At 73.2% G+C, this 25,395-nt stretch carries 24 protein-coding genes and 2 pseudogenes; 23 read left to right on the top strand and 3 right to left on the bottom strand.

Features of this window, described 5'->3' with window-relative positions; all coding sequences use genetic code 11:
* Positions 1–360 precede the first annotated feature (360 nt).
* The 16 genes and pseudogenes from rpsP (at position 361) to AB0O09_RS22675 (ending at position 15,538) form a co-directional block, all read left to right on the top strand.
* Positions 361–792, top strand: a complete 432-nt coding sequence (gene rpsP / locus AB0O09_RS22750; protein WP_030275690.1) for a 30S ribosomal protein S16 — start codon at positions 361–363, stop codon at positions 790–792.
* Between the two features lie 2 nt (positions 793–794).
* The gene (locus AB0O09_RS22745) at positions 795–1,034 is read left to right on the top strand and encodes an RNA-binding protein (protein WP_030275689.1); all 240 of its coding nucleotides are present in this window, start codon (positions 795–797) and stop codon (positions 1,032–1,034) included.
* Between the two features lie 245 nt (positions 1,035–1,279).
* Positions 1,280–1,921 (top strand): ribosome maturation factor RimM, encoded by a 642-nt coding sequence (gene rimM / locus AB0O09_RS22740; RefSeq protein ID WP_363543843.1) that lies wholly within the window; start codon positions 1,280–1,282, stop codon positions 1,919–1,921.
* Between the two features lies 1 nt (position 1,922).
* The gene (gene trmD, locus AB0O09_RS22735) at positions 1,923–2,741 is read left to right on the top strand and encodes a tRNA (guanosine(37)-N1)-methyltransferase TrmD (RefSeq protein ID WP_363543920.1); all 819 of its coding nucleotides are present in this window, start codon (positions 1,923–1,925) and stop codon (positions 2,739–2,741) included.
* A gap of 155 nt (positions 2,742–2,896) precedes the next feature.
* Entirely contained in the window at positions 2,897–3,247 is a 351-nt protein-coding gene (gene rplS, locus AB0O09_RS22730; protein ID WP_263103501.1) for a 50S ribosomal protein L19, read from the top strand.
* A 100-nt stretch (positions 3,248–3,347) separates the two neighbouring features.
* Positions 3,348–4,223 (top strand): signal peptidase I, encoded by an 876-nt coding sequence (gene lepB / locus AB0O09_RS22725; RefSeq protein ID WP_363543841.1) that lies wholly within the window; start codon positions 3,348–3,350, stop codon positions 4,221–4,223.
* Positions 4,207–5,187 (top strand): signal peptidase I, encoded by a 981-nt coding sequence (gene lepB, locus AB0O09_RS22720; protein WP_363543839.1) that lies wholly within the window; start codon positions 4,207–4,209, stop codon positions 5,185–5,187. Before lepB (AB0O09_RS22725) ends, lepB (AB0O09_RS22720) begins: the two co-directional genes overlap by 17 nt.
* A 239-nt stretch (positions 5,188–5,426) precedes the next feature.
* Complete coding sequence (gene lepB, locus AB0O09_RS22715; protein WP_363543837.1) at positions 5,427–6,419, top strand: signal peptidase I; 993 nt, start codon at positions 5,427–5,429, stop codon at positions 6,417–6,419.
* A 276-nt stretch (positions 6,420–6,695) separates the two neighbouring features.
* Positions 6,696–7,448, top strand: a complete 753-nt coding sequence (gene lepB / locus AB0O09_RS22710) for a signal peptidase I (RefSeq protein WP_363543835.1) — start codon at positions 6,696–6,698, stop codon at positions 7,446–7,448.
* 31 nt (positions 7,449–7,479) lie between these two features.
* On the top strand, positions 7,480–7,998 hold the full coding sequence (locus tag AB0O09_RS22705) for an NUDIX domain-containing protein (protein ID WP_363543833.1): 519 nt from the start codon (positions 7,480–7,482) through the stop codon (positions 7,996–7,998).
* A 55-nt stretch (positions 7,999–8,053) separates the two neighbouring features.
* Complete coding sequence (locus tag AB0O09_RS22700; RefSeq protein ID WP_030275680.1) at positions 8,054–8,380, top strand: DUF2469 domain-containing protein; 327 nt, start codon at positions 8,054–8,056, stop codon at positions 8,378–8,380.
* Between the two features lie 307 nt (positions 8,381–8,687).
* Positions 8,688–8,945, top strand: a pseudogene (locus tag AB0O09_RS22695) (YraN family protein); the annotation flags it as partial.
* Positions 8,946–9,471: 526 nt separating this feature from the next.
* Positions 9,472–11,127, top strand: coding sequence for a YifB family Mg chelatase-like AAA ATPase (locus tag AB0O09_RS22690; protein WP_363543831.1), 1,656 nt, complete (start codon positions 9,472–9,474; stop codon positions 11,125–11,127).
* A 114-nt stretch (positions 11,128–11,241) separates the two neighbouring features.
* Positions 11,242–12,486, top strand: a complete 1,245-nt coding sequence (gene dprA / locus AB0O09_RS22685; RefSeq protein ID WP_363543829.1) for a DNA-processing protein DprA — start codon at positions 11,242–11,244, stop codon at positions 12,484–12,486.
* Between the two features lie 1,388 nt (positions 12,487–13,874).
* Positions 13,875–14,699 carry an RNA polymerase sigma factor WhiG gene (gene whiG / locus AB0O09_RS22680; protein WP_363543828.1) on the top strand — a complete coding sequence of 275 codons (825 nt, stop codon included), beginning with the start codon at positions 13,875–13,877 and terminating at the stop codon, positions 14,697–14,699.
* A 269-nt stretch (positions 14,700–14,968) separates the two neighbouring features.
* On the top strand, positions 14,969–15,538 hold the full coding sequence (locus AB0O09_RS22675) for a TetR family transcriptional regulator (protein ID WP_363543918.1): 570 nt from the start codon (positions 14,969–14,971) through the stop codon (positions 15,536–15,538).
* 218 nt (positions 15,539–15,756) lie between these two features.
* Here AB0O09_RS22675 and AB0O09_RS22670 read toward each other — a convergent pair.
* Positions 15,757–16,326, bottom strand: a pseudogene (locus AB0O09_RS22670) (M23 family metallopeptidase); the annotation flags it as partial.
* A gap of 777 nt (positions 16,327–17,103) precedes the next feature.
* Between AB0O09_RS22670 and rpsB the strand changes: the two are divergent.
* The 7 genes from rpsB to rlmN all read left to right on the top strand — a co-directional run bounded on the left by rpsB (position 17,104) and on the right by rlmN (position 23,339).
* On the top strand, positions 17,104–17,961 hold the full coding sequence (rpsB, locus tag AB0O09_RS22665; RefSeq protein ID WP_363543826.1) for a 30S ribosomal protein S2: 858 nt from the start codon (positions 17,104–17,106) through the stop codon (positions 17,959–17,961).
* Between the two features lie 128 nt (positions 17,962–18,089).
* Positions 18,090–18,929 (top strand): translation elongation factor Ts, encoded by an 840-nt coding sequence (gene tsf / locus AB0O09_RS22660; RefSeq protein WP_344625124.1) that lies wholly within the window; start codon positions 18,090–18,092, stop codon positions 18,927–18,929.
* 282 nt (positions 18,930–19,211) lie between these two features.
* Positions 19,212–19,976 carry a UMP kinase gene (gene pyrH / locus AB0O09_RS22655; RefSeq protein WP_363543824.1) on the top strand — a complete coding sequence of 255 codons (765 nt, stop codon included), beginning with the start codon at positions 19,212–19,214 and terminating at the stop codon, positions 19,974–19,976.
* Positions 19,977–20,042: 66 nt separating this feature from the next.
* Entirely contained in the window at positions 20,043–20,600 is a 558-nt protein-coding gene (gene frr, locus AB0O09_RS22650; protein ID WP_344625123.1) for a ribosome recycling factor, read from the top strand.
* Entirely contained in the window at positions 20,600–21,634 is a 1,035-nt protein-coding gene (locus tag AB0O09_RS22645) for a phosphatidate cytidylyltransferase (protein WP_363543822.1), read from the top strand. The genes frr and AB0O09_RS22645 overlap by 1 nt, the downstream gene beginning before the upstream one ends.
* A gap of 134 nt (positions 21,635–21,768) precedes the next feature.
* A complete protein-coding gene (locus AB0O09_RS22640; RefSeq protein WP_363543820.1) occupies positions 21,769–22,053 on the top strand; it encodes an Imm53 family immunity protein in 285 nt (94 codons plus the stop codon).
* Between the two features lie 185 nt (positions 22,054–22,238).
* Positions 22,239–23,339 (top strand): 23S rRNA (adenine(2503)-C(2))-methyltransferase RlmN, encoded by a 1,101-nt coding sequence (gene rlmN, locus AB0O09_RS22635; protein WP_344625111.1) that lies wholly within the window; start codon positions 22,239–22,241, stop codon positions 23,337–23,339.
* Between the two features lie 75 nt (positions 23,340–23,414).
* Here the strand turns inward: rlmN and AB0O09_RS22630 are convergent, their stop codons facing one another.
* Together AB0O09_RS22630 and AB0O09_RS22625 are read right to left on the bottom strand one after the other, a co-directional pair.
* Positions 23,415–24,551 (bottom strand): hypothetical protein, encoded by a 1,137-nt coding sequence (locus AB0O09_RS22630; protein ID WP_363543818.1) that lies wholly within the window; start codon positions 24,549–24,551, stop codon positions 23,415–23,417.
* A gap of 17 nt (positions 24,552–24,568) precedes the next feature.
* The gene (locus AB0O09_RS22625) at positions 24,569–25,333 is read right to left on the bottom strand and encodes an ATP-binding cassette domain-containing protein (RefSeq protein ID WP_363543816.1); all 765 of its coding nucleotides are present in this window, start codon (positions 25,331–25,333) and stop codon (positions 24,569–24,571) included.
* Positions 25,334–25,395 lie beyond the last annotated feature (62 nt).

Here is a 25,395-nt window from a genome sequence, read left to right as displayed (position 1 = left end):
CGCTGTGCTCGGCTCTACCGGGGGCGGGGGCCCTCGGTCGGGCCGATCTGCAGTGCTGTCGCCCGTGCCGTCGTCATCGCTCGTCGCCGTGCACCGCCCCCGGCAGGGTCCTGCCGGGGCCCCGTGTCGCGCTGCCGGGCCCGTCGCGCGCCCTTCCCGCCGCTCCGGCCGGCGGCGACCCCCGCGCGGGCCGGTTCGGGCCCTCGGCCCGACTGTGGCAGAATGGACAGCTGAGTACTCGGCAGCCGAGCAGGACCCCTCTCTCCTACGGCTGGCGTGTCCCTTGAACGGCCGGTCGCCGCAACCCCACGCGGTGGCAGCGGCCGCTCACCCACGTCAACACCAGGAGAATCCACTCCCGTGGCAGTCAAGATCAAGCTCAAGCGTCTCGGCAAGATTCGCTCCCCGCACTACCGCATCGTCGTCGCCGACTCGCGCACCAAGCGTGACGGCCGCGCGATCGAGGAGATCGGCATCTACCAGCCGACCTACAACCCCTCGAAGATCGAGGTCGACGGCGACCGCGCCCAGTACTGGCTGTCCGTCGGCGCCCAGCCGACCGAGCCGGTCCTCGCCATCCTCAAGCTCACCGGTGACTGGCAGAAGTTCAAGGGCCTGCCCGCGCCGGAGCCGCTGAAGGTCGCCGAGCCGAAGGTCGAGGACTTCTCGCACCTGTTCGCCAAGGCCGTCGCCGGGTTCGAGGACAGCACCACCGGTGTTGCCATCACCCCGAAGGCCAAGAAGGCGGACAAGGCCGAGGCTGACGCCGAGGCCGCCTCCACCGAGGCCTGAGCATGATCGAGGAAGCCCTCGACCACCTGGTGAAGGGCATCGTCGAGCACCCCGACGAGGTGCAGGTGCGCTCGCGCAACCTGCGCCGGGGCAACACCATCGAGGTCCGGGTCCACCCCGACGACCTCGGCAAGGTGATCGGCCGCGGCGGCCGCACGGCCCGCGCACTGCGCACCGTGGTGGGTGCGCTCGGCGGCCGCAACGTCCGGGTCGACCTCGTCGACGTGGACAGCATCCGCTGACGCGGAGCCGTCAGGTCATCGTCAGGTACCAGGGGCCGGCCGGGACGCACAGCGTCCCGGCCGGCCCTTCTGGCGTTCGCCGCCCGGCGTGACGCCGGGGAGCGGGTCGGACGCCGAGGACCGGGTCAGACGGAGCAGGGCCGGGTCGCGAGGACCAGGTCAGACAGAGCAGGGCCGGCCGGAGCCAGGCCGGCCGGAGCCAGGAACGCGCCGCGGGCGCGGGAACACCCAGGAGAACGATCACCGTGCAGCTCGTCGTCGGCAGGATCGGCCGTGCCCACGGCATCAGGGGCGACGTCAGTGTCGAGGTCCGCACCGACGAACCCGAACTCCGGCTCGGACCGGGCGCCGTCCTGCTCACCGACCCGGCCTCCGCAGGCCCGCTGACCGTCGAGTCCGGCAAGGTGCACAGCGGCCGGCTGCTGATCCGCTTCGCCGGCGTCAAGGACCGCAACGCCGCCGAGGCACTGCGCGGCACCATGCTGATCGCCGAGGTCGACCCGGAGGAGAGCCCCGACGACCCGGACGAGTACTACGACCACCAGCTGATCGGCCTGGACGTGGTGCTCACCGACGGCACCCTGATCGGCGAGCTCTCCGAGGTCGTCCACCTGCCGTACCAGGACCTGCTCACGGTCACCCGGCCGGACGGCAGCGAGGTGCTGGTGCCGTTCGTCGAGCAGATCGTCCCCACCATCGACCTGGAGAACCAGCGCGCCGTGATCACGCCGCCGGCCGGGTTGATCGAACCGCTGGAGTCCGAGACGGACGCCGGGGCCAGCCCGGTCTCCGAGGCGAGCTCGGTCTCCGAGGCGAGCTCGGTCTCCGAGGCGAGCTCGGTCTCCGAGGGCGACGAGGAGTCGGCGGGCGGTGCCGGGCGTGAGTGAGATGCGGATCGACGTCGTCACGATCTTCCCCGAGTACCTGGAACCGCTGAACGTCTCCCTGGTCGGCAAGGCCCGGGCGCGCGGCCAGCTGGACGTGCACCTGCACGACCTGCGCGGCTGGACGACCGACGTGCACCGCACCGTCGACGACACCCCGTACGGCGGCGGCCCCGGCATGGTGATGAAGCCCGAGCCGTGGGGCGCCGCCCTGGACGCCGTGCTCGCGCAGGGGCCGGAGGGAGAGGTGCCGACCCTGGTCGTCCCGACCCCGAGCGGCCGTCCGTTCACCCAGGAGCTCGCCCAGGACCTGGCCGGCCGCTCCTGGCTGGCCTTCGCCCCGGCCCGGTACGAGGGCATCGACCGACGGGTCATCGAGGAGGCCGCCACCCGGATGCCGGTGGTCGAGGCGTCGATCGGCGACTACGTGCTGGCGGGCGGCGAGGTCGCCGTCCTGGTGATGGTCGAGGCCGTCGCCCGGCTGCTGCCCGGGGTGCTGGGCAACGCCGAGTCCCACCGGGACGACTCCTTCGCGCCCGGCGCCATGGCAGATCTCCTCGAAGGCCCCGTCTACACCAAGCCCGCCGAGTGGCGCGGCCGCGAGGTGCCGGAGGTGCTGCTCAGCGGCCACCACGGCAAGATCGCGCGCTGGCGCCGCGAGCAGGCCTTCGCCCGGACCCTGGCCAACCGGCCCGACCTGGTCGACCGCTGGCGGCTCGGCTCCTTCGACAAGAAGGAGCGCGAGGCGCTCAACCTGCTCGGCCTGGTCTGGGACGAGGAGGCCGGCCGATTTCGGTCGACAGCCGGGGCTGTGGAAGAATAGGCGACTGTTGTCTGTCGCTGGGCGTCCCCCTCGGGGTCGCCACGTGGCCCGACGCGCCCGCCACAGGGGGTTCGTCGCCAGTCCATGCGGCCCGCAGCACCATCCTTTCTCACGACTTCCGTGGACGGCCTGTGGCGTCTGCGATGGAGAGCACCATGAGCAACAAGCTCGCTGCTGTCGACGCGGCTTCGCTGCGGTCCGACATCCCGTCCTTCCGTCCGGGTGACACCCTCAAGGTCCACGTCCGGGTCATCGAGGGCAACCGCTCCCGCGTCCAGGTCTTCCAGGGCGTCGTCATCCGCCGTCAGGGCTCCGGCATCGGTGAGACCTTCACCGTCCGCAAGGTCAGCTTCAACGTCGGCGTGGAGCGCACCTTCCCGGTGCACACCCCGGTCGTCGAGAAGATCGAGGTCGTGACCCGCGGTGCCGTCCGCCGCGCCAAGCTGTACTACCTCCGTGACCTGCGCGGCAAGGCCGCGAAGATCAAGGAGAAGCGCGACAACTGATCCGTCGTCCCGGCCCGCCGGGACACGGAGTCTCGGGCCGGGCGCACGCTCCCGGGCCGCAGGCCTTGGCGTTTCAGGCCCTGGGGATAAGCTCAGCCCGATGACCACGCACGAACCTTCCACGGACCGCGACGGATGGTCCGCACCCACCGGTGCGGACCATCCGGCGCGGTCCGTGGTCGTTCCCGCCGGTCCCGACCCGGATTCCGCTCCGGAACCGTCCCCGGATTCCGCTCCGGAACCGTCCCCGGATTCCGCTCCGGAACCGTCCCCGGATTCCGCCCCGGAACCGTCCCCGGAGGAGGACTCCGGCCGGGGCTGGGGCCGCGACCTCCTGCTGATCGGCGGGACGTGCCTGATCCTGCTGCTCGTGGTGAACGCCTTCGTGGCACGGCCGTTCGCGGTGCCGTCCGGTTCGATGGAGAACACCCTCCGGCCCGGCGACCGGGTGGTGGCCAACGAACTCGCCTACGCCTTCGGCGGGCACGTACGGCGCGGCGACGTCGTTGTGTTCGACGGGACCGGTTCCTTCCTGCCGTACGCGGACGAGCCCTCGGCCGGCCGACGGCTGCTGGACCGCCTCGGGCTCGCTCCGGGAGGCGATTCGGTGTTCGTGAAGCGGGTGATCGGCGTGGGCGGCGACAGGGTGACGTGCTGCGGATCGGACGGACGGCTCAGGGTGAACGGGGTACCGCTGGACGAGAGCGCCTACGTGGCGCCCGGGGACGCGCCGTCGCGCGTGCCCTTCGACGTGGTGGTGCCGGACGGACGGCTCTGGGTGATGGGCGACCACCGCAGCGACTCCCGCGACTCGCGCGACCACCTCGGTGAGCCCGGGGGCGGCTTCGTCCCGGAGTCCAGGGTGATCGGCCGCGCCGAGTGGGTGGTCTTCCCGTTCGGCCGCTGGACTTCGCTCGACCGGCCCGAGGCTTTCGCCGCAACAGGGGGGACTGGTGGTCATGGGCACCCGAGGTAGGGGCAGGACGATCGAGGCCGAGCCGGAGCAGGGCCGCCCGAGCACCCCGGTGCGCGGCCGGGCCGACCGGCGCCGGACGGCCCAGCGGGCCGCCCGCCGCCGGCGGCGTTCGCTGCTGCGCGAGATACCCCTGGTGGTGGTCGTCGCGCTGGTGATCGCACTGGTGCTGAAGACGTTCTTCGTCCAGGTCTTCGTCATCCCCTCGGGGTCGATGGAGGAGACCATCCAGATCGGCGACCGCGTCCTGGTGGACAAGCTCACGCCGTGGTTCGGCAACGAGCCGGGCCGGGGCGAGGTCGTGGTCTTCCGCGACCCCGGCGGCTGGCTGGAGAACGACCGCAACCCGTCCGACGACGGGCCGGTGGTCAAGAAGGTCAAGCAGGTCTTCTCCTCGGTGGGCCTGCTGCCCTCCGACAACGAGCACGACCTGATCAAGCGGGTCATCGGCGTCGCCGGCGACACCGTGGAGTGCTGCGACCCCCAGGGGCGGGTGAAGGTCAACGGCAATCCGGTGGACGAGCCCTACCTGGCACCGGGCAACGTGCCGTCCCGCCAGCCGTTCAAGGTCACCGTGCCCGCCGGGCGGCTGTGGGTGATGGGCGACCACCGCGACCTCTCGGCGGACTCCCGCTTCCACATGTCCAACCCCGGCAACGGCACCATCCCGGTGAGCAACGTCGTCGGCCGGGCCTTCCTCATCGCCTGGCCGCTGCCGAGGCTCGGTCAACTCGACGTGCCGACGTCACTCTCCTCGATCCGGGCCGGTTCGGCACCCGGGTCGTCCCCGGTCACGCCCGCGTCGACCGCACAGGCACCCGCCGCGGCACTCCCCGCGCCGACCGGATTGGTCGGCCTTCCGCCGACTCCTGCGGAACCCTCGCTCGTTATGGGTGTGTTGGGCGTCCTTCCGTTCGCCGTCAGGCGGAGGTCGACCGGGCCACGGCGGATCCGCCGGTCCGGTTGATGGATCCGGCCGCCGTGTGGGAGCACGGGCGGGCCGATCGGGAGTGATAGAGAAGTGCTGGAATGCTCGGCGCATGGTCTCTCGTGACCTTCCCGGGTTCTCGGGTCGCCACCGGTGTCGGACGAGCCCTCTGCGGGCAGGCTGATGCGGGTCGACGGTCGGTTACGGAGCGTGGTGCCCGCTGTGCGGCACTGGTGAGCGCGGGCGCACGGGCGTCCGCACAGCAGGGAGGAGATGTCGTGGGGGATCTGGTGGTCGGTGCCCGCTCGGGCGCCCCGGAGCCCGAGGGCACGGGGGGCCGCGCGGTCCGGTCGGCCCAGTCCGGACAGGCCGTGCAACCCGCCGACGCGGGCACGGCTGCCGCCGCCGGCGGTAGGCTCGTCGGTGCCCCGAACGACGCGGAGGACGTGGTGAGTGAGGCCGCGGAGGAGAACGACACCGCGCAGGACAACCCCGATCAGGCCGCCCGGCGGCCGCAGCGGCAGCGGTCGTTCTGGAAGGAACTGCCGATCCTGATCGGCATCGCGCTGATCCTGGCGCTGGTGATCAAGACCTTCTTCGTCCAGGCCTTCTCGATCCCGTCCGGCTCGATGGAGCAGACGCTGAAGATCGGCGACCGCGTCCTGGTCGACAAGCTGACCCCCTGGTTCGGATCCGAGCCGGAGCGCGGCGAGGTCGTGGTCTTCCACGACCCGGGCGGCTGGCTGAACGACGAGCCGACCCAGCAGAACAGCAACGCCTTCGTCCGCGGCATCCAGAACGTCTTCAGCTTCATCGGCCTGATGCCGTCGTCCAACGAGAAGGACCTCATCAAGCGGGTCATCGCGGTCGGCGGCGACACGGTCGAGTGCCAGGGCAGCGGGCCGGTCAAGGTGAACGGCGTCGCCCTGGACGAGCCGTACCTGTACCCCGGCAACACCCCGTGCGGCGAGAAGCCCTTCGGTCCGGTGAAGGTCCCGGAGGGCCGGATCTGGGTCATGGGCGACCACCGCGGCGACTCGCTGGACTCCCGCTACCACCAGGACCAGCCCGGTGGCGGCACGGTGCCGGTCAAGAACGTCGTCGGCCGCGCCTTCGTCGTCGCCTGGCCGATCGGCGACTGGTCCACCCTGCCAGTGCCGGACACCTTCGACCAGAAGGGCCTCTCCGCCTCCGCGCCGCTCCTGCCGCCGATGGCCGGGGCCGCTGCCGCCGTCCCGGCCGTCTGGTTGCTGCGCCGGAAGAAGCGCTGACCCTGGCGCCGGCACCGGAGCGGGTGCCGGCGCCGGAGCGACTGCCGGCCTGAGTGCCGACGCCGAGGCGTGTGTCGGCGCCGGAGCGGGGTGGGCGGGCTCCGGGAAACGATCCGCCGCCGACTCTTGCGCGAGCCGCGGTACCGACGAGTAATCTGCTCGGACGTGCCGCGGCTCGCCGGCTCTCCGGAGCCCGGTGCAGTGCCCGTACCGCAGGCGCGGACCACTCAGGGGCGAGCCGGCCGAGCCCGCACCGACCAGGAAGGTGCGACCGCGATGAGCAGTGTCACGGAGCGTCCGGCCACTGCGGCGACACCCCGCAGGCCCCGCCGGAGCATCGCCTCGCTGCTCCAGGGCGTCGCCATCGCCGTCGGCTTCGCGATGCTGGTCGGCGGATTCGCCTACCTCGCGCTGCAGTACCGGCCGTACCGCATCCCCACCACCTCCATGACGCCCACCCTGAAGAACGGCGACACCGTGCTCGCCCACCGGACGGACGGGGCGTCCGTCGGCCGCGGCGACATCGTCGTCTTCAGCGAACCGCTCTGGGGCGGCGCCACCATGGTCAAGCGGGTGGTCGCCGTGGGCGGCGACACCGTCGCCTGCTGCGGATCGGACGGGCGCCTCACCGTCAACGGCACCGCCGTCGAGGAGCCCTACACCGACCAGCACCTCGGCCCCGGCGAGGGCTACCGCATCACCGTGCCCGAGGGCCGGATCTTCCTGCTCGGCGACTCCCGGTCGAACTCCCTCGACTCCCGCAGCCACCTCGACCTCGCGAGCGGTACCGTGGCCGCGACCGACGTGGTCGCCCGCGTCGAGGGCATCGTCTGGCCCTCCGACCGGACGGCCGCCGTGCCGCGGACCACCGCCTTCGACGACGTGAAGGGCCGGCCCGCCTCGGCGCACGGCCTGCTCGTCCCCGCCGCCTACGCGGCGGTCGGCGGCGGAGCCCTCGTCCTCGCGGCCGGCGCCGCCGGCTGGGCGGTGTCGGTCGTCCGCTGGGTCGGCCGACGCACCCGCCGCTGACGCGGGCCGCTGTGGGCCCCGGGACCAGGAGGTGAGCGGATTGGCCGCCCTGCGCCGCCGCGCCGCCCGCGTGCTGCTGCTGGACCGCAGCGACCGGGTGCTGCTCCTGCGCGGGCTCGACCCGGCCGTCCCCGGCACCACGTGGTGGATCACCCCGGGCGGCGGGCTGGAGCCGGGCGAGGGCCTGCGCGAGGCGGCCCTGCGCGAGCTCGCCGAAGAGATCGGCCCGGCCGAGGTGGAGCTGGGGCCCGTGGTCGCGTACGGCACGGTGACGTTCTCCTTCCAGGGCCAGGCGTACGAGCAGGAGCAGTGGTTCCACCTGGCCCGGACCGAGGCCGAGCCGGACGCCTTCGGCCTCGCCGCCGCGGGGACGGGCGCCACCGGCCCGGCGACCGCCGGCGACGGCGAGCACGCGCTGCTGCTCGCCGCCCGCTGGTGGACGGTCGAGGAACTGCGCGGCACCGCCGAGACGGTCTACCCGGCGGGCTTGGCCCAGCTGGTCGAACAGCTGGTCGCGCAAGGCCCGCAAGTCCCACCGGTACGGCTTTGACGGCGGGTGCGGTGGTCCACAATGGGGTGGACGTGACGAGTGAGGGGACGCCTGGATGAGTGCCGAAGACCTCGAGAAGTACGAGACCGAGATGGAGCTCAAGCTCTACCGGGAGTACCGGGACGTCGTCGGGCTCTTCAAATTCGTGATCGAGACCGAGCGACGGTTCTACCTCACGAACGACTACGACCTGCAGGTCCACTCGGTGCAGGGCGAGGTGTTCTTCGAGGTGTCGATGGCGGATGCGTGGGTCTGGGACATGTACCGGCCGGCCAGGTTCGTCCGCAAGGTGCGGGTCCTGACCTTCAAGGACGTCAACATCGAGGAGCTGGCGAAGAGCGACCTGGAGCTGCCGTCCGACGACGCGTCGTTCGGGAACTGAACGGCGAAATACCTGACGAGTCCACCGGCGAGGCCACCGGGGACGCGACCGGGGAAGCACCTGCTGCGCCGACCGGGACCGCGGATGCGTCGGCCGACAGCGACCGGCGGCATCGGCCGTCGGCAGCGGGCAGCGCCGCGTCTGGAGCACCGAGCATGGACGGGTCGATCGCCCCGTGTCCAGAGCGGCTCCGCAAAGCCACCCCTGCGAGGGACCCGGGTTGTCCACAGGCCCGGGTTGTCCACAGGTCCTGACACCGCGGCGCTCCCGCCACGGCCCGTACGGCAACCTCCGTGGCACGGAGGTGATGGCCGTGCAGAGTTCCAACAACGGTCTCGGTCGCTACGGCGAAGAAGTGGCCGCCCGCAGGCTCGCCCACGAGGGCCTGCACATCCTCGAACGCAACTGGCGGTGCGCCGAGGGTGAACTCGACATCGTCGCGCTGGACGGCGACACCCTCGCGATCTGCGAGGTCAAGACGCGTTCGGAACACGCGTTCCAGCAGCCCACCGAGGGCATCGACCGGCCGAAGGCCGACCGGCTGCGCAGACTCGCCGAGCGCTGGCTCGCCGAACGCTGGCCCACCTACTTCGAACTGCTCGCCGAACGGGTGACGTACGTGCCCCGGGGCGACGGACTGCTCGTGCCCTCGGCCGCATCGGCCCACTCGACCCCCTCGGCTTCGGCCGGGCCCCCGCTGCCGGACCTTCCGGACCGGGATCCGGTGGACCTGGACCACGCTGCGGGTGCGGGTGCGGGTGCGGGTGCGGGTGTGCGGCCGAGGATGAAGGCCGCGAAGCGCATCGGGAAGGCGGCCCGGGAGCACCCCGAGCCACAGGGTGCGGCACGGGCCGACGAGCAGTCCGAGCCGCCGGACGAGCGGGCAGCCGAGCGCCCGGCCGGCGGGAGGGGCCAGGCCCGGAAGCGGACCGCGGCGAAGCGTGGCGGCACCGCCGCCTCGGACGCAGCAGCCCTCGGCGCCGGTCCGCCGCCGCCACCACCGCCCGGCGGCGTCCGCATCGATCTGGTGGCCGTCGTCAACCGGGCCAAGGGCGCGGCCCTGGTCGAGCATCTCCGAGGGGCGCTCTGACATGACCTTCGCCCGTACCTGTTCGGTCGCACTCGTCGGTGTCGACGGCGTGGTGGTCGAGGTCCAGGCCGACCTCGAACCCGGCGTGGCCGCGTTCACCCTGGTCGGCCTGCCCGACAAGGCGCTCTCGGAGGCCCGCGACCGCGTCCGCGCCGCGGTCGTCAACAGCGGCGAGAGCTGGCCGCAGCGCAAACTCACCGTCGGCCTCAGCCCGGCCTCCGTGCCCAAGAGCGGCAGCGGCTTCGACCTGGCCGTCGCCTGTGCCGTACTGGCAGCCGCGGACCGGATCGACCCGGCCGCCATCGCCGAACTCCTCATCATCGGCGAACTCGGCCTGGACGGCAGGGTCCGGCCCGTCCGGGGCGTCCTGCCGTCCGTCCTGGCAGCCGCCGACGCGGGATACCGCCAGGTCGTCGTGGCGGAGCAGACCGCGGCCGAAGCCTCGCTCGTACCGGGCGTCTCGGTGATGGGCGTCCGCAGCCTGCGCCAACTGATCGCTGTGCTCACCGACGCACCCCCACCCGACGACGAGCCCGACACGCTCGCCGGCCGGCCGAACCCGTTGCTGGCCGGGCTGCTGCTGCCCGGCATCGGTGTGCGCGACATCGCCGCGGAGAACACGATCCGGCCCGACCTCGCGGACGTCGCCGGCCAGTACGAGGCCCGCCACGCCCTGGAGATCGCGGCCGCCGGAGGCCACCACCTCTACCTGAAGGGGCCACCCGGCGCCGGCAAGACCATGCTGGCCGAGCGCCTGCCCGCGCTGCTCCCGCCGCTCACCGAGAAGGAGGCGCTGGAGGTGACGGCCGTGCACTCGGTCGCCGGACTGCTGCCGCCCAACCGGCCGCTCATCGACAGCCCGCCCTACTGCGCGCCGCACCACTCCACGACGATGCCCGCCATCGTCGGCGGCGGCAGCGGGATGCCCCGGCCCGGTGCCGTCTCCTTGGCCCACCGCGGGGTGCTCTTCCTGGACGAGGCGCCGGAGTTCCCGGTGCGCGTCCTCGACGCACTGCGCCAACCGCTGGAGTCGGGCGAGGTGATGATCGCCCGCGCCGCCGGGTCCATGCGCCTGCCGGCCCGGTTCCTGCTCTGCCTGGCGGCCAACCCGTGCCCCTGCGGGCGCCACTCGATCCGCGGCGAGGGCTGCGAGTGCACCCCGACGACGGTCAACCGGTACCAGGCCCGGCTCTCCGGCCCCCTGCTGGACCGCGTCGACCTCCAGGTCCAGGTCTCCTCCGTCTCGCGGGCCGAACTGATGACCCGCGACAACACGGCGGAGTCCACCGACGTCGTGGCAGCCCGGGTGCTGGCCGCCCGCCACCGCGCGGCCGCCCGGCTGGCCGAGACCCCCTGGCGCACCAACGCGGAGGTCCCCGGCCACGAACTGCGGACGCGCTGGCGACTGCAGCCCGACGCGCTCACCGACGCCGAACGGGATCTGGAACGGGGACTGCTGACGGCCCGCGGGCTCGACCGGGTGCTCCGGGTGGCGTGGACGATCGCCGACCTCTCGGGCCGCGACCGACCCGGCCGGTCCGACGTCCGGACGGCGCTCGCCCTGCGGACGGGCGTGCACCGCGGCCCGATGGCCGAGCCCCCGCGACTCCCGCGCGACACCCACCACGACCACGGCGGCTGCATCGCCGACCCGTGACCGCCCCGCCGGCCGGACCGGCCCCGGCATACGGCGCACGGCACATGGCGGACGGCACGCAAAACATCGACACGTCGACACATCAACCGAGGACCAAGGACCGAGGAGTCCGGAATGGACAGCACCAGCAGCACCTCCACGAGTCCGCCCCGCACGACCGACACCGAGGACGTCCGTCCGGACAGGTGCCCATCGGGTGACGCGGCGCGGGCGTCGCCCCCCGGGGGAGGCCCGGCTCCGTCACCCGAGCGCCTGGCCCGAGCGGCCCTCACCCGGCTGATCGAGCCCGGTGACGCGGTGATGGGGCGCTGGCTCGCCGAACTCGGGGCCACCACGGTGGTCGACGTCGTCCGGGGCCGGCTGCACCCCGGTCCGTACGGCCTCGACCCGGGCCGGGTCGGTGACTACCGGGCTCGCTGCGCGGCGCTCGATCCCGTCGCGGACCTCCGCCTCGTCCAGGCGCACGGCGGACGGTTCATCATTCCGGGCGATCCCGAATGGCCCAGCCAGCTGGACGACCTCCGGGAGGGCCGTCCGGTCGGCCTCTGGGTGCGGGGCACCGGATCGCTCCGGTTGCTGGCGCTGCGCTCCGTCGCCCTGGTGGGCTCCCGGGCGTGCACCGCCTACGGCGCGCACGTCGCCGGCGAGATCGCCTCGCAACTGGCCGAACGCGGCTGGGTGGTGGTCTCCGGCGCCGCCTACGGGATCGACTCGGCCGCCCACCGGGGCGCCCTCGCCGTCGGCGGCGCCACCGTCGGCGTCCTCGCCTGCGGGGTCGACATGAGCTACCCGCCCGGGAACACCGAACTGATCCGCCGCATCTCCGAGCAGGGGCTGCTGGTCAGCGAACTGGCACCGGGAGTCCATCCCAACCGCTTCCGGTTCGTCCTGCGGAACCGCGTCATAGCGGCGCTCACCCGCGGCACGGTCGTCGTCGAGGCGGCCGTCCGCAGCGGCGCCCTGAGCACCGCCCGCCGGGCCCGGGACCTCAACCGGCACACGATGGGCGTCGCCGGCCCCGTCACCTCGGAGCTGTCCGCCGGTGTGCACGCGCTGATCCGCAGCGGCGGTGCCACGTTGGTGACCGACGCGTCCGACATCGCCGAACTCGTCGGAGCGGTCGGCGACGACCTCGCACCACCCCGGTCCGGCCCGGTCCTCCCGCGGGACCTGCTGGAGCCTTCGGTGGCCCGGGTGCTGGAGGCCGTCCCCGGCTGTGCGGACGGAGCTCCGGTCGACCGACTCGCCCGGGAGGCGGGACTTTCTCCGGACGCCGTGCTGCAGCATCTGTACGAGTTGGTCTCGCTCGGCTACGTCGAGCGATTCGGCGCCCATTGGCGGCTCGTCAGGCGCCGTTGAGGGTCGCGACACGCACCGGCGCGCGTCGCGGGCACGCGCCGGGTGGGCCACCGGATCGGGCGACGACCGAGTGGCGGTAGCACACCGCAGCGACGTGGTCACGCTACGCTCCCTTGTGGCTTCCCTATCAGCACATGACTCGGCAGAACGGCGCAGACCAACGCATGCCCACAAACATTCCGGGACACAGGGTGACCGGTGACGCCCGGTCTGCGGGAAGGGCTGGGGCCGGGGCCCGTCCCGCGGCGGACCTCGGGCCCCAGGGGCCGACGCCGATGAACCCCGCCCGGTCGGTCGGCCAGACCCGCGTGCCGGGTCGGCCGCTCTCACCAGGCCAGCAGGAGACCCGCAGCGCAGCGGCCCCGCCCACCGCACCCGCGCGGTCCGGGCCTGCGGCGCCCGCGCCTTCCGCAGCGCACCCTGCTCCGTCCGCCCCGGCGCACCCGTTGGTGCCGCGCGCCCCCATGGGCCCGCCTGCGAGGGCGGAAGCCCAAGGAGCGGTCGGGCCGGCCGTCTCCGAGACCTCTGCCCGACCGTCGGCCCTTCCGCATGCCGTGCCCACCACGCACGAGCGGCCGGCCGGCCCGCCAGTGGCCCCGGAGGCGGCCTGCGGTCCGCAGTCGCACGGGCGGTACCGCGAGGAGCAGATCGACCGGACGGGCCGTACGGACGAGGCTCAGCGAGCTGCCGCCCGCCAGCCCTACCCGGAGGCGCGTCCCGACCAGCGTCGCGCCGTCGAGGGCAACGCCGGTGGGCGGTCCGCCCACGGCGGGGCGCGGTGGACCGATCCGTACGAGGCCGAGCCGAGCCACTCCCACGTCCATGCCCGTGCCGATCAGCCCCCGCCGTCGAGGAGCGCGCAGGCCAGGAGCGGACCGGCGGCACCGGGCGGGGAGCGGCCCTGGCCGACCGCCCGCCGGGCCGGAGCCGACGGCGCCGCGCCCCCCGGTGGTTCCGGAGGGGCGGACCGGACGGCGGCCCGGCGGCTCCCCGGCCCCGTGCGCCCGGTTCCGGCACGCCCTGCCGGCGGGGGAGGAGGGCACGAGCGGGTCCCGGACGGCGTGGAGACCGTCGGTCGGCCGGTGGCACCTCGGGAGCCCGCCCGTCCGGAGTCGGCGACGCCCGTCCCGGTGCCCGCACCGACATCAGGGTCGACACCGCCGGCTTCACCGCCGGGATCGACCTCGGGCGCCGCAGCGGAGTCCGGCCGGGTGGACGGAGCGCGGACGGAGGCCGACGGCCACCGCCCGACCCTCCCCGAGCCGGGCACCCCGGCGGCGCCCCACCCGGAGGTGGCGACCCCCAAGTCGGTGCCGTCCCCCGTCAAGCCACCCGTTGCGCCCGCCGAGGCTGCCCGGCCCGCGGCTCAGCCCGCGACACAACCCGCGGTGCCGACCTCCGGGCGGCTCGGACAGCAGGCGTCGGCCGGCCGTGCCGCCAAGGCCTCCGGCGAGCGCAGCGCGTTGGAGACGCTCTGGCGTTCCTACAAGGAGTCGGGGGACCCGCGGCTCCGCGAGCAGCTGATCCTGCATTACTCGCCGCTGGTCAAGTACGTGGCGGGCCGGGTGGGTGTCGGCCTGCCGGCCAACGTGGAGCAGGCCGACTTCGTGTCCTCCGGCGTGTTCGGGCTGATCGACGCGATCGAGAAGTTCGACATCGATCGCGCGATCAAGTTCGAGACCTACGCGATCAGCCGGATCCGTGGGGCGATCATCGACGAACTCCGCGCCCTCGACTGGATCCCCCGGTCGGTGCGGCAGAAGGCCAAGACCGTCGAGCGGACGTACGCCACCCTGGAGGCCCGGCTGCGGCGCACGCCGCACGAGCCCGAAGTGGCCGCCGAGATGGGCATCACGCTGGATGACCTTCACGCGATCTTCAGCCAGTTGTCGCTCGCCAACGTCATGGCCCTCGACGAGTTGATCCACCCCATCGGGGAGAGCGGCGACGCCCTCACCCTGATGGACACCCTGGAGGACACCGGCGCGGACAACCCGGTCGAGATCGCGGAGGACCGCGAGCTGCGCCGCCTGCTCGCCACGGCGGTCAGCACCCTGCCCGAACGGGAGAAGACGGTGGTGACGCTCTACTACTACGAGGGCCTCACCCTGGCGGAGATCGGTCAGGTGCTCGGGGTGACCGAGAGCCGGGTCAGCCAGATCCACACCAAGTCGGTGCTGCAACTGAGGGCGAAGCTCTCCGACGTCCGCTGACCCGGCCGACCAGCTGCTCCGCGGACGGTCGCGGGGCGGCTTCGGCCCGCAGGTCCGCGCCGGATCGGCTCCGACCGAGCGGGCCCGACCGGACCGGACGGGATCGGGCGGATCGGGTCGGGCACCACCGGATCGGACGGCGCCGTGCCGGGGCGCGGCGCGCGGGTCGGGCCGTGCGCCGGGGGACGCCAGGGGGTTCGCGTGGTGGCGGTCGGCGCTGCCGTAAGGCTCCGTAGAGTAGGAGTGTGCCGAAGATCAGGGCCGCCACGGTGGCCGAGCATCGCCAGTTGCAGCGGGCTGCGCTCCTGGACGCCGCCCGCCTGCTGCTCGCCGAGGGCGGCCGGGAGGCGTTGACCTTCGCGGCCCTCGCCGCCCGGACCGGGCTGGCCCGGTCTTCCGTGTACGAGTACTTCCGCTCCCGGGCTGCCGTGGTGGAGGAGCTCTGCGCGGCCGACCTCCCGCTGTGGACCGCCGAGATCGAGGCGGGGATGGCCGTGTGCGACAACGCCCGCGGCCGGCTGGAGGCGTACATCCGCGGGCAACTGCACCTGGCGGCCGATCCGCGGCACCTCGCGGTGACGGCGATCTCCGAAGTGGAACTGGACGACGCTGCCCGGGAGCGCATCCGGGCGGCGCACAGCGGTCTGGTCACGCTGGTCGTCGATGCCCTGGCCGAGCTGGGCCACGCGAACCCCCGCCTTGCCGCGCTGTTGCTGCAGGGCGTGATCGACACGGCCTCGCGCCAGACGGAGCGGGCCACCCCGGAGGAGGCCGTGGCGATCGCCGACGCGGCCGTCGCCCTGGCGCTGGACGGGCTGGCGGGCGGCGACCGCAGGTAGGCCGGCCCGGGGCCCGCACCCCGATCGGCAGCCCGTCGCGTGCAATCGGCTGTCGAACCCCGGCAGCCGGGTCCGCGCGGGGAGCCGTCCTCCGGGGACGCCGACCCGGATCCCCGGCTCGCCGTCACCGACCGACTGCCGCCAACGCCGGAGGCGTGGTGGTCGAGCGGCAGCAGCCGGACGCGGCCGGTGCCGAGCAGGGCGAGCGGGTCGAGGTACCGGGGGCCGCGCAGCAGTCCCCAGTGCAGGCAGTTCCCGGCAGGGCAGTGGTGGCCGCTGTCGGCGAGGTTCCCGATCACCTCACCCGCCCCGACGGCAGTGCCCGCGGCGACCGAGCCCTCGACCGGCAGGTAGGTCGTCCTCAACGGGGGATTCCCGGAGGCGGGGTGGGTGACCGTCACCACCGGTCGTCCGGCCACCGATCCGGCGAAGGAGACGACGCCGGGAGCGGCGGCCCGGACCGGCGTGCCGGCAGGCGCCGCCACGTCGACGCCCCGGTGCCCGGCCGCCCAGCGGGCAGCCGGCGGCTCGAACCGGCGGAGCAGTGCGGCGGCCCCGCCCACCGGCCAGGCCCGACCGGCACCAGGGGTGCGGCGGAAGGCGCGATCGCCGGTCGGTGCCCGGCCGTCCTGTGAGGCCGGCGCACCCACCGGTCCGCGCGCACCGACGAGTCCAGGCACACCCAGCGGCCCAGGCACACCCACCGGTCGGACCGCGCCGATCGATGCGGCCGCATCCGACCGCCCGGCCCCAAGGGCGCCGACCTCGGACCGCGGCGGCGGAAGCATCAGGGCGACGGTCCCGGCCAGCATCAGCGCGAGCAACAGCCCGCCTCGGGCGTCCGGGGGCAACCCCGGAGGCAGCCTCGGGGGCAACCCCGGAGGCGGCGCCACGTTCGACCCCGGGGACGGCCGGAGTAGATCGGGCACCCGCAGCAGGCCGGGCACCCGCAGCCTCGCCATCAGCAGTGATTTCCGGAACAGGGCCCGCCACGGGAACGGGCACCGGCGCATCAGGAGGATCGGAGGACCGATCGGACGGTGGTTCATGCCGGCCAGGCTGGCCCCCGCAGGAGCGCCCCGAGCACCGCGCCGCAGGACCTGTGGACAACCCCGCCCTGTGGACAACCGCTGTCACCCGGCCGGGTGAACAACTCCGGTCCGCCGGGGAGCGCCGTCCGGCCGGGAGCGAACGCCGTCCCACGTCCCGCTGAACCGAGCCCCTCTCACCCCTGTCCGCCCGGATGCTCCCGGCCGCCGGAGTCGCCCGCAACTCGGGCCTTCCCGTACACTTCACACGCGACCCGGTCCACCGGGTCGACTTCGCACGCCCCGCCACCGGTGGAGCGGCCGCCCCGCAAGGGGTCGGCGTGGTCTCCGTCCGGTGCGAGTGCCGCTCGGTCCGCCGAGCCTGCCGGCCCAGTGCCGTCCAGGCCGCGGCGGCTTGGCACGCCCGGGGCGTCAGGCGTGGCGGTCACCCGGCCGCCGCGGACACAACCGAGAGACCCGGTTCCCCGCCTCCTCCGTGGAGCGGCTCGCCGGGCGCAAAACCTGAGGAGCACGGCCATGGCCGTCGTCACGATGCGGGAGCTGCTGGAGAGCGGCGTCCACTTCGGTCACCAGACCCGTCGTTGGAACCCGAAGATGAAGCGCTTCATCTTCACGGAGCGCAACGGCATCTACATCATCGACCTCCTGCAGTCGCTGAACTACATCGACCGCGCCTTCGAGTTCGTCAAGGAGACCGTCGCCCACGGCGGCAGCATCCTCTTCGTCGGCACCAAGAAGCAGGCCCAGGAGGCCATCGCCGAGCAGGCCACCCGCGTGGGCATGCCCTACGTGAACCAGCGCTGGCTCGGCGGCATGCTGACCAACTTCTCGACCGTCTACAAGCGTCTGCAGCGCCTCAAGGAGCTCAGCGAGATCGACTTCACGGATGTGGCCGGTTCCGGCCTCACCAAGAAGGAGCTCCTGGTCCTCCAGCGTGAGTACGACAAGCTGGAGAAGACCCTCGGCGGTATCCGCGACATGCAGCGCGTTCCCAGCGCCGTCTGGATCGTGGACACCAAGAAGGAGCACATCGCGGTCGGCGAGGCCCGGAAGCTCAACATCCCGGTCGTCGCCATCCTCGACACCAACTGCGACCCGGACGAGGTCGACTACAAGATCCCGGGCAACGACGACGCGATCCGCTCCGTCACCCTGCTGACCCGTGTGATCGCCGACGCCGTCGCCGAGGGCCTGAAGTCCCGCGCCGGTGTCGCCAAGGGCGACACCAAGGCCGAGCCGGGCGCCGACCAGCCGCTGGCCGACTGGGAGAAGGACATCCTCGAGGGCCAGAAGGCCGCCGAGGCCCCCGCCGCCGAGGCTGCGGCCACCGAGGCTCCCGCCGAGGCTCCGGCCGCCGAGGCCGAGCAGGCCTGACGTACCAAGGGTGAGGGGCACCCACCGGGTACGACACCGGTAGGTGCCCCTCTCTCCCGTGCGGGGGCCGAACCACCGGCCCCGCACCACCCCACGCAGACACGCGAGACGTGAGAAGAGATCACACCATGGCGAACTTCACCGCCGCGGACGTCAAGAAGCTCCGTGAGCTCACCGGCGCCGGCATGATGGACTGCAAGAAGGCCCTGGACGAGGCCGAGGGTGACGTCCAGAAGGCCGTCGAGCTCCTCCGCATCAAGGGCCAGAAGGGCGTTGCCAAGCGCGAGGGCCGCGACGCCTCCAACGGCGCCGTCGCCTCGCTGATCGCCGAGGGCAACAAGGCCGGCGTCCTGGTCGAGCTGAACTGCGAGACCGACTTCGTCGCCAAGGGTGGCAAGTTCGTCGAGGTCGCCAACGCGATCGCCGCGCACGTCGCCGCCACCTCCCCGGCCGACCTCGAGGCCGCCCTGGCCTCCGAGATCGCCGCCGGCCAGACCGTCCAGCAGTTCGTGGACGAGGCCAACGCCACCCTCGGCGAGAAGATCGTCTTCCGTCGCTTCGCGCAGTTCGACGGCGACGGCTTCGTCGGCGTCTACATGCACAAGTCGGACCCGGACCTCCCGCCGACCATCGGTGTCCTCGTCGAGCTCGACAAGGAGAACGCCGAGGTCGCCAAGGACGTCGCGCAGCACATCGCCGCCTTCGCGCCGAAGTACCTCTCCCGCGAGGACATCCCGGCCGAGGACCTCGAGAACGAGCGCCGCGTCGCCGAGGCCACCGCTCGCGAGGAGGGCAAGCCCGAGGCCGCCCTGCCGAAGATCGTCGAGGGTCGCGTCACCGGCTTCGTCAAGGAGAACTCCGTCCTGGAGCAGGCGTTCGCCAAGGACAACAAGAAGACCGTCGCCAAGGTCCTCGAGGAGAACGGCGTCGCCCTCAAGCGCTTCGTCCGCTTCCGCGTCGGCGCCTGAAACCCGTTCCCCGGCGCTTCCGGCCTAAGGTAGGAAGCGCGCCGGGCCGCAGCAGCGGCCGGGAACGCGCCGATCGGGCTCTCCAGCACCCCTCGGGGGGCGCGTCGGCACCATGAACGACGAGGAGGCCATTGCCGTGCAGGACACCGTACCGGTTCCCGCGGCAGTGGCCTCCTCGCGTGTACGCGCCCGACGCGTACGCACAGAGCCGGGCACCGCACTCCCGGTGTTGTGAGCAGCACATGCAGCCCTGCGAGTCCGCAGGTGGAGAAGGAGAAGTCCATGCAGGAGACGCTGGAGACCGGCCGGAACACGCAGGACGGTTCGCGCCGCCGGGTGCTGCTCAAGCTGTCGGGTGAGGCCTTCGCCGGCGGTGGCGGCCTCGGCGTGGACCCGGACGTGGTGCACGCCATCGCCCGCGAGATCGCCACCGTCGTCCGCGCCGGCACCGAGGTCGCCGTGGTGATCGGCGGCGGCAACTTCTTCCGAGGTGCGGAGCTGCAGGTCCGCGGCATGGACCGGGCGCGCTCGGACTACATGGGCATGCTCGGCACCGTGATGAACTGCCTGGCGCTGCAGGACTTCCTGATCAAGGAAGGCATCGAGACCCGCGTGCAGACCGCCATCACGATGGGCCAGGTCGCCGAGCCCTACCTGCCGCTGCGCGCGGTGCGGCACCTGGAGAAGGGCCGTGTGGTGATCTTCGGCGCCGGTATGGGCATGCCGTACTTCTCCACCGACACGACGGCGGTGCAGCGCGCGCTGGAGATCCACGCCGAGGTGCTGCTGATGGGCAAGAACGGCGTCGACGGCGTCTACGACTCCGACCCGCGCACCAACGCGGCGGCGGTCCGGTTCGACTCGCTGGACTACACCGAGGTGATCGCCCGCGACCTCAAGGTGGCGGACCTGACGGCAATCACCCTGTGCAAGGACAACGACCTGCCGATCCTGGTCTTCGAGCTGCTGGCCGAGGGCAATATCGCCCGGGCGGTGAAGGGTGAGAAGATCGGCACACTCATCAGCCAGGAATCCGCCCGGCCCTGAGCAGCAATCAGCCGTCCGGGGCACCGGTACGGGACTACAGCAGATGAACCGGACAGGGAGCAGACAGTGATCGAAGAGACCCTCCTCGAGGCCGAGGAGAAGATGGAGAAGGCCGTCGCCGTCGCCAAGGACGACTTCGCCGCCATCCGGACCGGCCGTGCCCACCCGGCGATGTTCAACAAGATCGTCGCGGACTACTACGGCGCCCTGACGCCGATCAACCAGCTCGCGTCGTTCTCCGTGCCGGAGCCGCGGATGGCCGTCATCACGCCGTTCGACAAGAGCGCGCTGCGCAACATCGAGACCGCGATCCGCGACTCGGACCTCGGCGTCAACCCGTCCAACGACGGCTCCATCATCCGCGTGGTGTTCCCGCAGCTGACCGAGGAGCGCCGCAAGGAGTACATCAAGGTCGCGCGCGGCAAGGGCGAGGACGCCAAGGTCTCGATCCGTTCCATCCGCCGCAAGGCCAAGGACGCCATCGACAAGCTCGTCAAGGACGGCGAGGTCGGCGAGGACGAGGGCCGCCGCGGCGAGAAGGAGCTCGACGACGTCACGGCCCGTTACGTGGCCCAGATCGACGAGCTGCTGAAGCACAAGGAAGCCGAGCTCCTCGAGGTCTGATGAACGACGCCCCCGACGCCCAGGGCATCCGGGGCGGAACCGAAACGCTCGCCACCGAGTTCTCTGCTGCGGGTGGCCCCCGTGCCGGCGCCCCCCGTCGGCCCCGAACGGGTCACTCGCAGCAGCCTGTGGTGTACCGAAGGGGCACTGCGGCACAGAATCGGACCATGCCCCCCGCGCAGGAGACACCCGTGGCCCCAACCGACCAGCAGCCCCGCAAGCAGCGCGGCGGCCGCAATCTGCCTGCCGCGATAGGCGTGGGGGTCGGCCTCGGCGCAGTGATCGTCGCCTCGCTGTTCTTCGTCAAGGCGCTCTTCCTGGTGGTCGTGGTCGCGGCCGTCGCGGTGGGTGTCTGGGAGCTGAACTCCCGCCTGGCGGAGACCAAGGGCGTGCACGTGCCGATGGTCCCGTTGGTCGCCGGCGCGGTGGCGATGCCGCTGGTCGGCTACACCGCGGGCGGGCAGTGGGCGTCCGCCGTCCTGGCGCTCACCGGCCTGGCCGTGCTCGTGTGGCGGATGAGCAAGCCCCCGGAGGACTACCTGCGGGACGTCACGGCGGGTGTGTTCACCGCCTTCTACGTCCCGTTCCTGGCGACCTTCGTCGCGCTGATGCTGGCCGCCGAGGACGGTGCCTGGCGGATCCTGATCTTCCTCGTGGTCACCATCTGCAGCGACACCGGCGCCTACGCCGTGGGCTACAAGTTCGGGCGGAACAAGCTCGCGCCGACGATCAGTCCCGGCAAGACCCGGGAGGGCCTGGCCGGCGGCATCGGCCTGTCGATGATCGCGGGCGCGCTGCTGATGGAGTACGCGATCGACGGCGGTGCCTGGTGGCAGGGCCTGATCCTGGGCGGCTGCGCGGCGGTCACCGCGACCCTGGGCGACCTGGCCGAGTCCATGATCAAGCGCGACATGGGCATCAAGGACATGGGCACCCTGCTGCCGGGCCACGGCGGCATCATGGACCGGCTCGACTCGCTGCTGCCGACGGCCCCGGTGGCCTGGCTGCTGCTCGCGGCCTTCGTCGGCGGCTGAGCCGCACCACCCGTTCCACCTCCGCGAGCCCCGGGCGTCCACCGCCCGGGGCTCGCGGCGTGAAGGGGCGCTGCCCGGGTGGGTGGCGTGGCATCCGTGAACGCCACCGGGCAGGCACTGGAGCGGCTCCATCAGTGGTGCTCGCGCAGTGCGACGGCCGGTGGGAGCACGAGCGGGTCATCAGGACCGAGACCCCGGACAACCCCGGGTGGACGGTGTCCGTGGACCTCCGCGGCACCCCTCTCGCCGGGCGCCGCCTCCCGCGCCGGCACATCGACCGCAGCGAGCACGACCGGGTCGAGGCCTGGACGGCGAAGGGCGTCTTCCACGCCGTCTGCGGACCGCTCAACCTCGGTGAGGCCCTCGCCCTGTTCCACACCTGGGCCGAGGAGCCCGCGGATTCCCCCGGCCACGGCTGACGGCACCGGCGGCGCACCGACCGGGCCACGGCGACCGGGCCACGGCGGCCGGGCCACGGCGGCCGGGTCACGCCGACCGGGTCACGCCGACCGGGGCCGGGCAGGGTCTCGGATCGGCCGGCGCCAGGTCCGCGGTGCGGAGCGCGGCCGGGCCTCCTTCCGGCATCTGCGACACTGGATGCACCATGCCTAAGCCCGGAGAACTGACCTTCGTCGCGCCGCGCGGCGCCAAGCCCCCGCGACACCTCGCCGACCTCAGCCCCGCCGAGCGCAAGGAGGCCGTCGCCGAGCTGGGCGAGCAGCCGTTCCGCGCCAAGCAGCTGTCCAACCACTACTTCGGCCGGCTGTCCGACGACCCGGAGACCTGGACGGACATCCCGGCGGCCAGCCGCGGGAAGCTCACCGAGAGTCTGCTGCCCGAGCTGATGTCGGTGGTCCGGCACGTGTCCTGCGACGACGACGCCACCCGCAAGACGCTGTGGAAGCTCTTCGACGGCACCCTGGTCGAGTCGGTGCTGATGCGCTACCCGGACCGGGTCACCATGTGCATCAGCTCGCAGGCCGGCTGCGGCATGAACTGCCCGTTCTGCGCGACCGGCCAGGCGGGCCTGACCCGGAACCTGTCGACCGCGGAGATCGTGGAGCAGATCGCCTCGGGCATGCGGGACCTGAAGACCGGTGCCGTGCCGGGTGGTGAGGCCCGGCTCTCCAACGTGGTGTTCATGGGCATGGGCGAGCCGCTCGCCAACTACAACCGGGTGCTGGCCGCGATCCGCAGGCTCACCGACCCGGCGCCGGACGGCTTCGGCCTCTCGCAGCGCGGCATCACCGTCTCCACCGTCGGCCTGGTGCCCGCCATGCACCGCTTCGCGGACGAGGGCCTCAGCTGCCGCCTGGCGCTGTCCCTGCACGCGCCCGACGACGAGCTGCGCGACGAGCTGGTGCCGGTGAACACCCGGTGGAAGGTCGACGAGGTGCTGGACGCCGCGTGGAACTACGCGGACAAGTCCGGCCGCCGGATCTCCATCGAGTACGCGCTGATCAAGGACATCAACGACCAGGCGTGGCGGGCGGACCTGCTCGGCCGCCTGATCAAGAACCACCGGGTGCACGTGAACCTGATCCCGCTGAACCCGACGCCCGGGTCCAAGTGGACGGCGTCCCGCCCGGAGGACGAGCGGGAGTTCGTCCGGCGCCTGCAGGCGCACGGCGTGCCGACGACCGTCCGCGACACCCGCGGCCAGGAGATCGACGGCGCCTGCGGCCAGCTGGCCGCCGCGGGCTGATAGGTCGCAGGGAGAAGCACAACGGAAGGGCGGTGGACACCCGTCGGGTGTCCACCGCCCTTCCGGCGTCCGGTGTCAGACCAGGCAGGCCGCGGCGAACAGCGCGGTCAGGCCGCCGGTGAGGAGCAGCACGCCGACCGCGGCGGCGGCCCGCACGGCGACGGCCGCGCGCAGCGTCGCCGGTTCGGCGCCGAGCCGGACGAGGGCGGCGGTCACCTCCCGCCGGGCCGCGCGGATCTCCAGGGCGCGGGCGACCACGGCGCCGGCCGCGCAGCCGGTGACGAGGAGGACGGCCGCGCCGACGGGCAGGTCGGGCTCGTCGCCGTAGCCGAGCGCGGCGACGAGGACGGCGAGGCCGAGGACGAGCACTGCGAGCGGGCCGGCGAGCGGCCGGGCCTCCGCGGTGAGCGAGCGGGCGGCGAGCAGCCGCACCGGGCCGGGCCGGCGCAGGGCCAGCACCCGGCCGGCGAGTGCCAGCAGGGGCGCGGTGAGCAGGGCGAGCCCGAGGGCGGTGAGGGCCCAGCCGACGAGGGCGGCGGTGCCGACCGAGCCGAGATGGGCGGGCAGGTCGACGGGCCGGCCGTCCTGTTCGGCGCCGGGCCGCAGTCCGTAGAGCTCCAGGGCCATGCCGACGACGGTGAGTCCGACGGGCACGGCGATCCGCGCCGGGTGGAAGCCGGTGCTGCGGGCCACGACGGTGCGGCCGGGGAGCGCGTCGGTCAGCGGGACGGCCGCGGCGGCCGCACAGCCGGCGACCAGCGGCACGAGGACGAGCAGGGTGACCGGTGCGGCGGCCGGCAGCGAGCTGCCGAGGCCGACGTCGGCGGCGAGCCCCGGGCCGGCGATGTCGTTGCGCAGCACGAGGAAGAGCAGCAGGGCGAGCACGCTGCCGAGGGCGGCGGCGAGCGCGGTCTCGACGGCGATCAGCAGCCGGATGCGGACGGGGCCGTAGCCGGCCGCGGCGAGGCCGGCGATCCGTTCGGGGTGCTGGGCGGGTACGGCGCGGGCGGCGGCGGCGGAGAGCCAGCCGACCGCGGCCAGCGCGGGCAGGCACCAGAGCAGCCGGGGCACCGAGGTGGCGGCGGGTTCGCCGAGGGCCCGGCCGAGCGAGCGGAGCAGGAAGGCGGCGGCCGTCGCGGCGGCGGTCGCGGTGAGCAGCCAGCGGGCCAGGTCGAGTGCCCGGTAGCCCCTGACGAGTCGGAGTGGGAACAACGTCGTCCTCCCGGCTCTCAGCGCGCGGCCGTGACGGCCGTGGAGCCGCTGGCGGTGGAGCCCGCGGTCCTGCCGTCGGCGGTGCCCGCCGGGGTGGTGGACGTGCCGGCGATCCGGCCGTCGACCAGGGTGAGGGTGCGGTCGGCCTGGCCGGCCGGCTCCGGGTCGTGGGTGGCCAGGAGCAGGGTGAGGTCGTGCGAGCGGGCGGCGCTCGCCAGTATCCGCAGCACCTGTTCGCGCTCCTCGCGGTGCAGGGGGGCGCCCGGATCGTCGGCGAAGACCACCCGGGGCAGCGGTGCGAGGGCCCGGGCGACGGCGATCCGCTGGCGCTGGGCCTGGGTCAGCTCGGCGGGTCGGCGCTTGGCGCAGTCGGCGACGTCGAGGCGTTCGAGCCATTCGGCGGCGGCGGTGTACGCGGCGCGGTGGCCGGTGCCGGCGAGCAGCAGCGGCAGGGCGGTGTTCTCGCGGGCCGTCAGTTCCGGCACCAGGTGGGGCTCGGAGCCGACCCAGCCGAAGCGCTCCCGGCGGAGCTTCTCGCGTCCGGTGCGGCCGAGGGTGTGCACGGGGGAGCTGTGGAACCAGACCTCGCCCTCGTCGACCGGCAGCTGGGCGGAGAGGCAGCCGAGCAGGGTGCTCTTGCCGGAGCCGCGGGGGCCGGTGACGGCGAGCACCTCACCCTCCCGGACGGCGAGCGAGACTCCGCGCAGGGCGGGTGTGCCGTGGTGGGACTTGACGATCCCTCGGGCCCACAACGCGTCGTTGTCGGGCGGGGCCGCTGACATGGAGAACCGTCCTGGTGCCTTGTCGGGATATGACAGTCGTCAGATTAGAACGAACAGGTCGC

It is taken from the genome of Kitasatospora sp. NPDC093679 (assembly GCF_040683455.1).
GTDB classification, from domain to species: domain Bacteria; phylum Actinomycetota; class Actinomycetes; order Streptomycetales; family Streptomycetaceae; genus Kitasatospora; species Kitasatospora arboriphila.
Note: the sequence above shows the minus strand (reverse complement) of the source record. Positions and strands in the feature narration are given on the sequence as shown.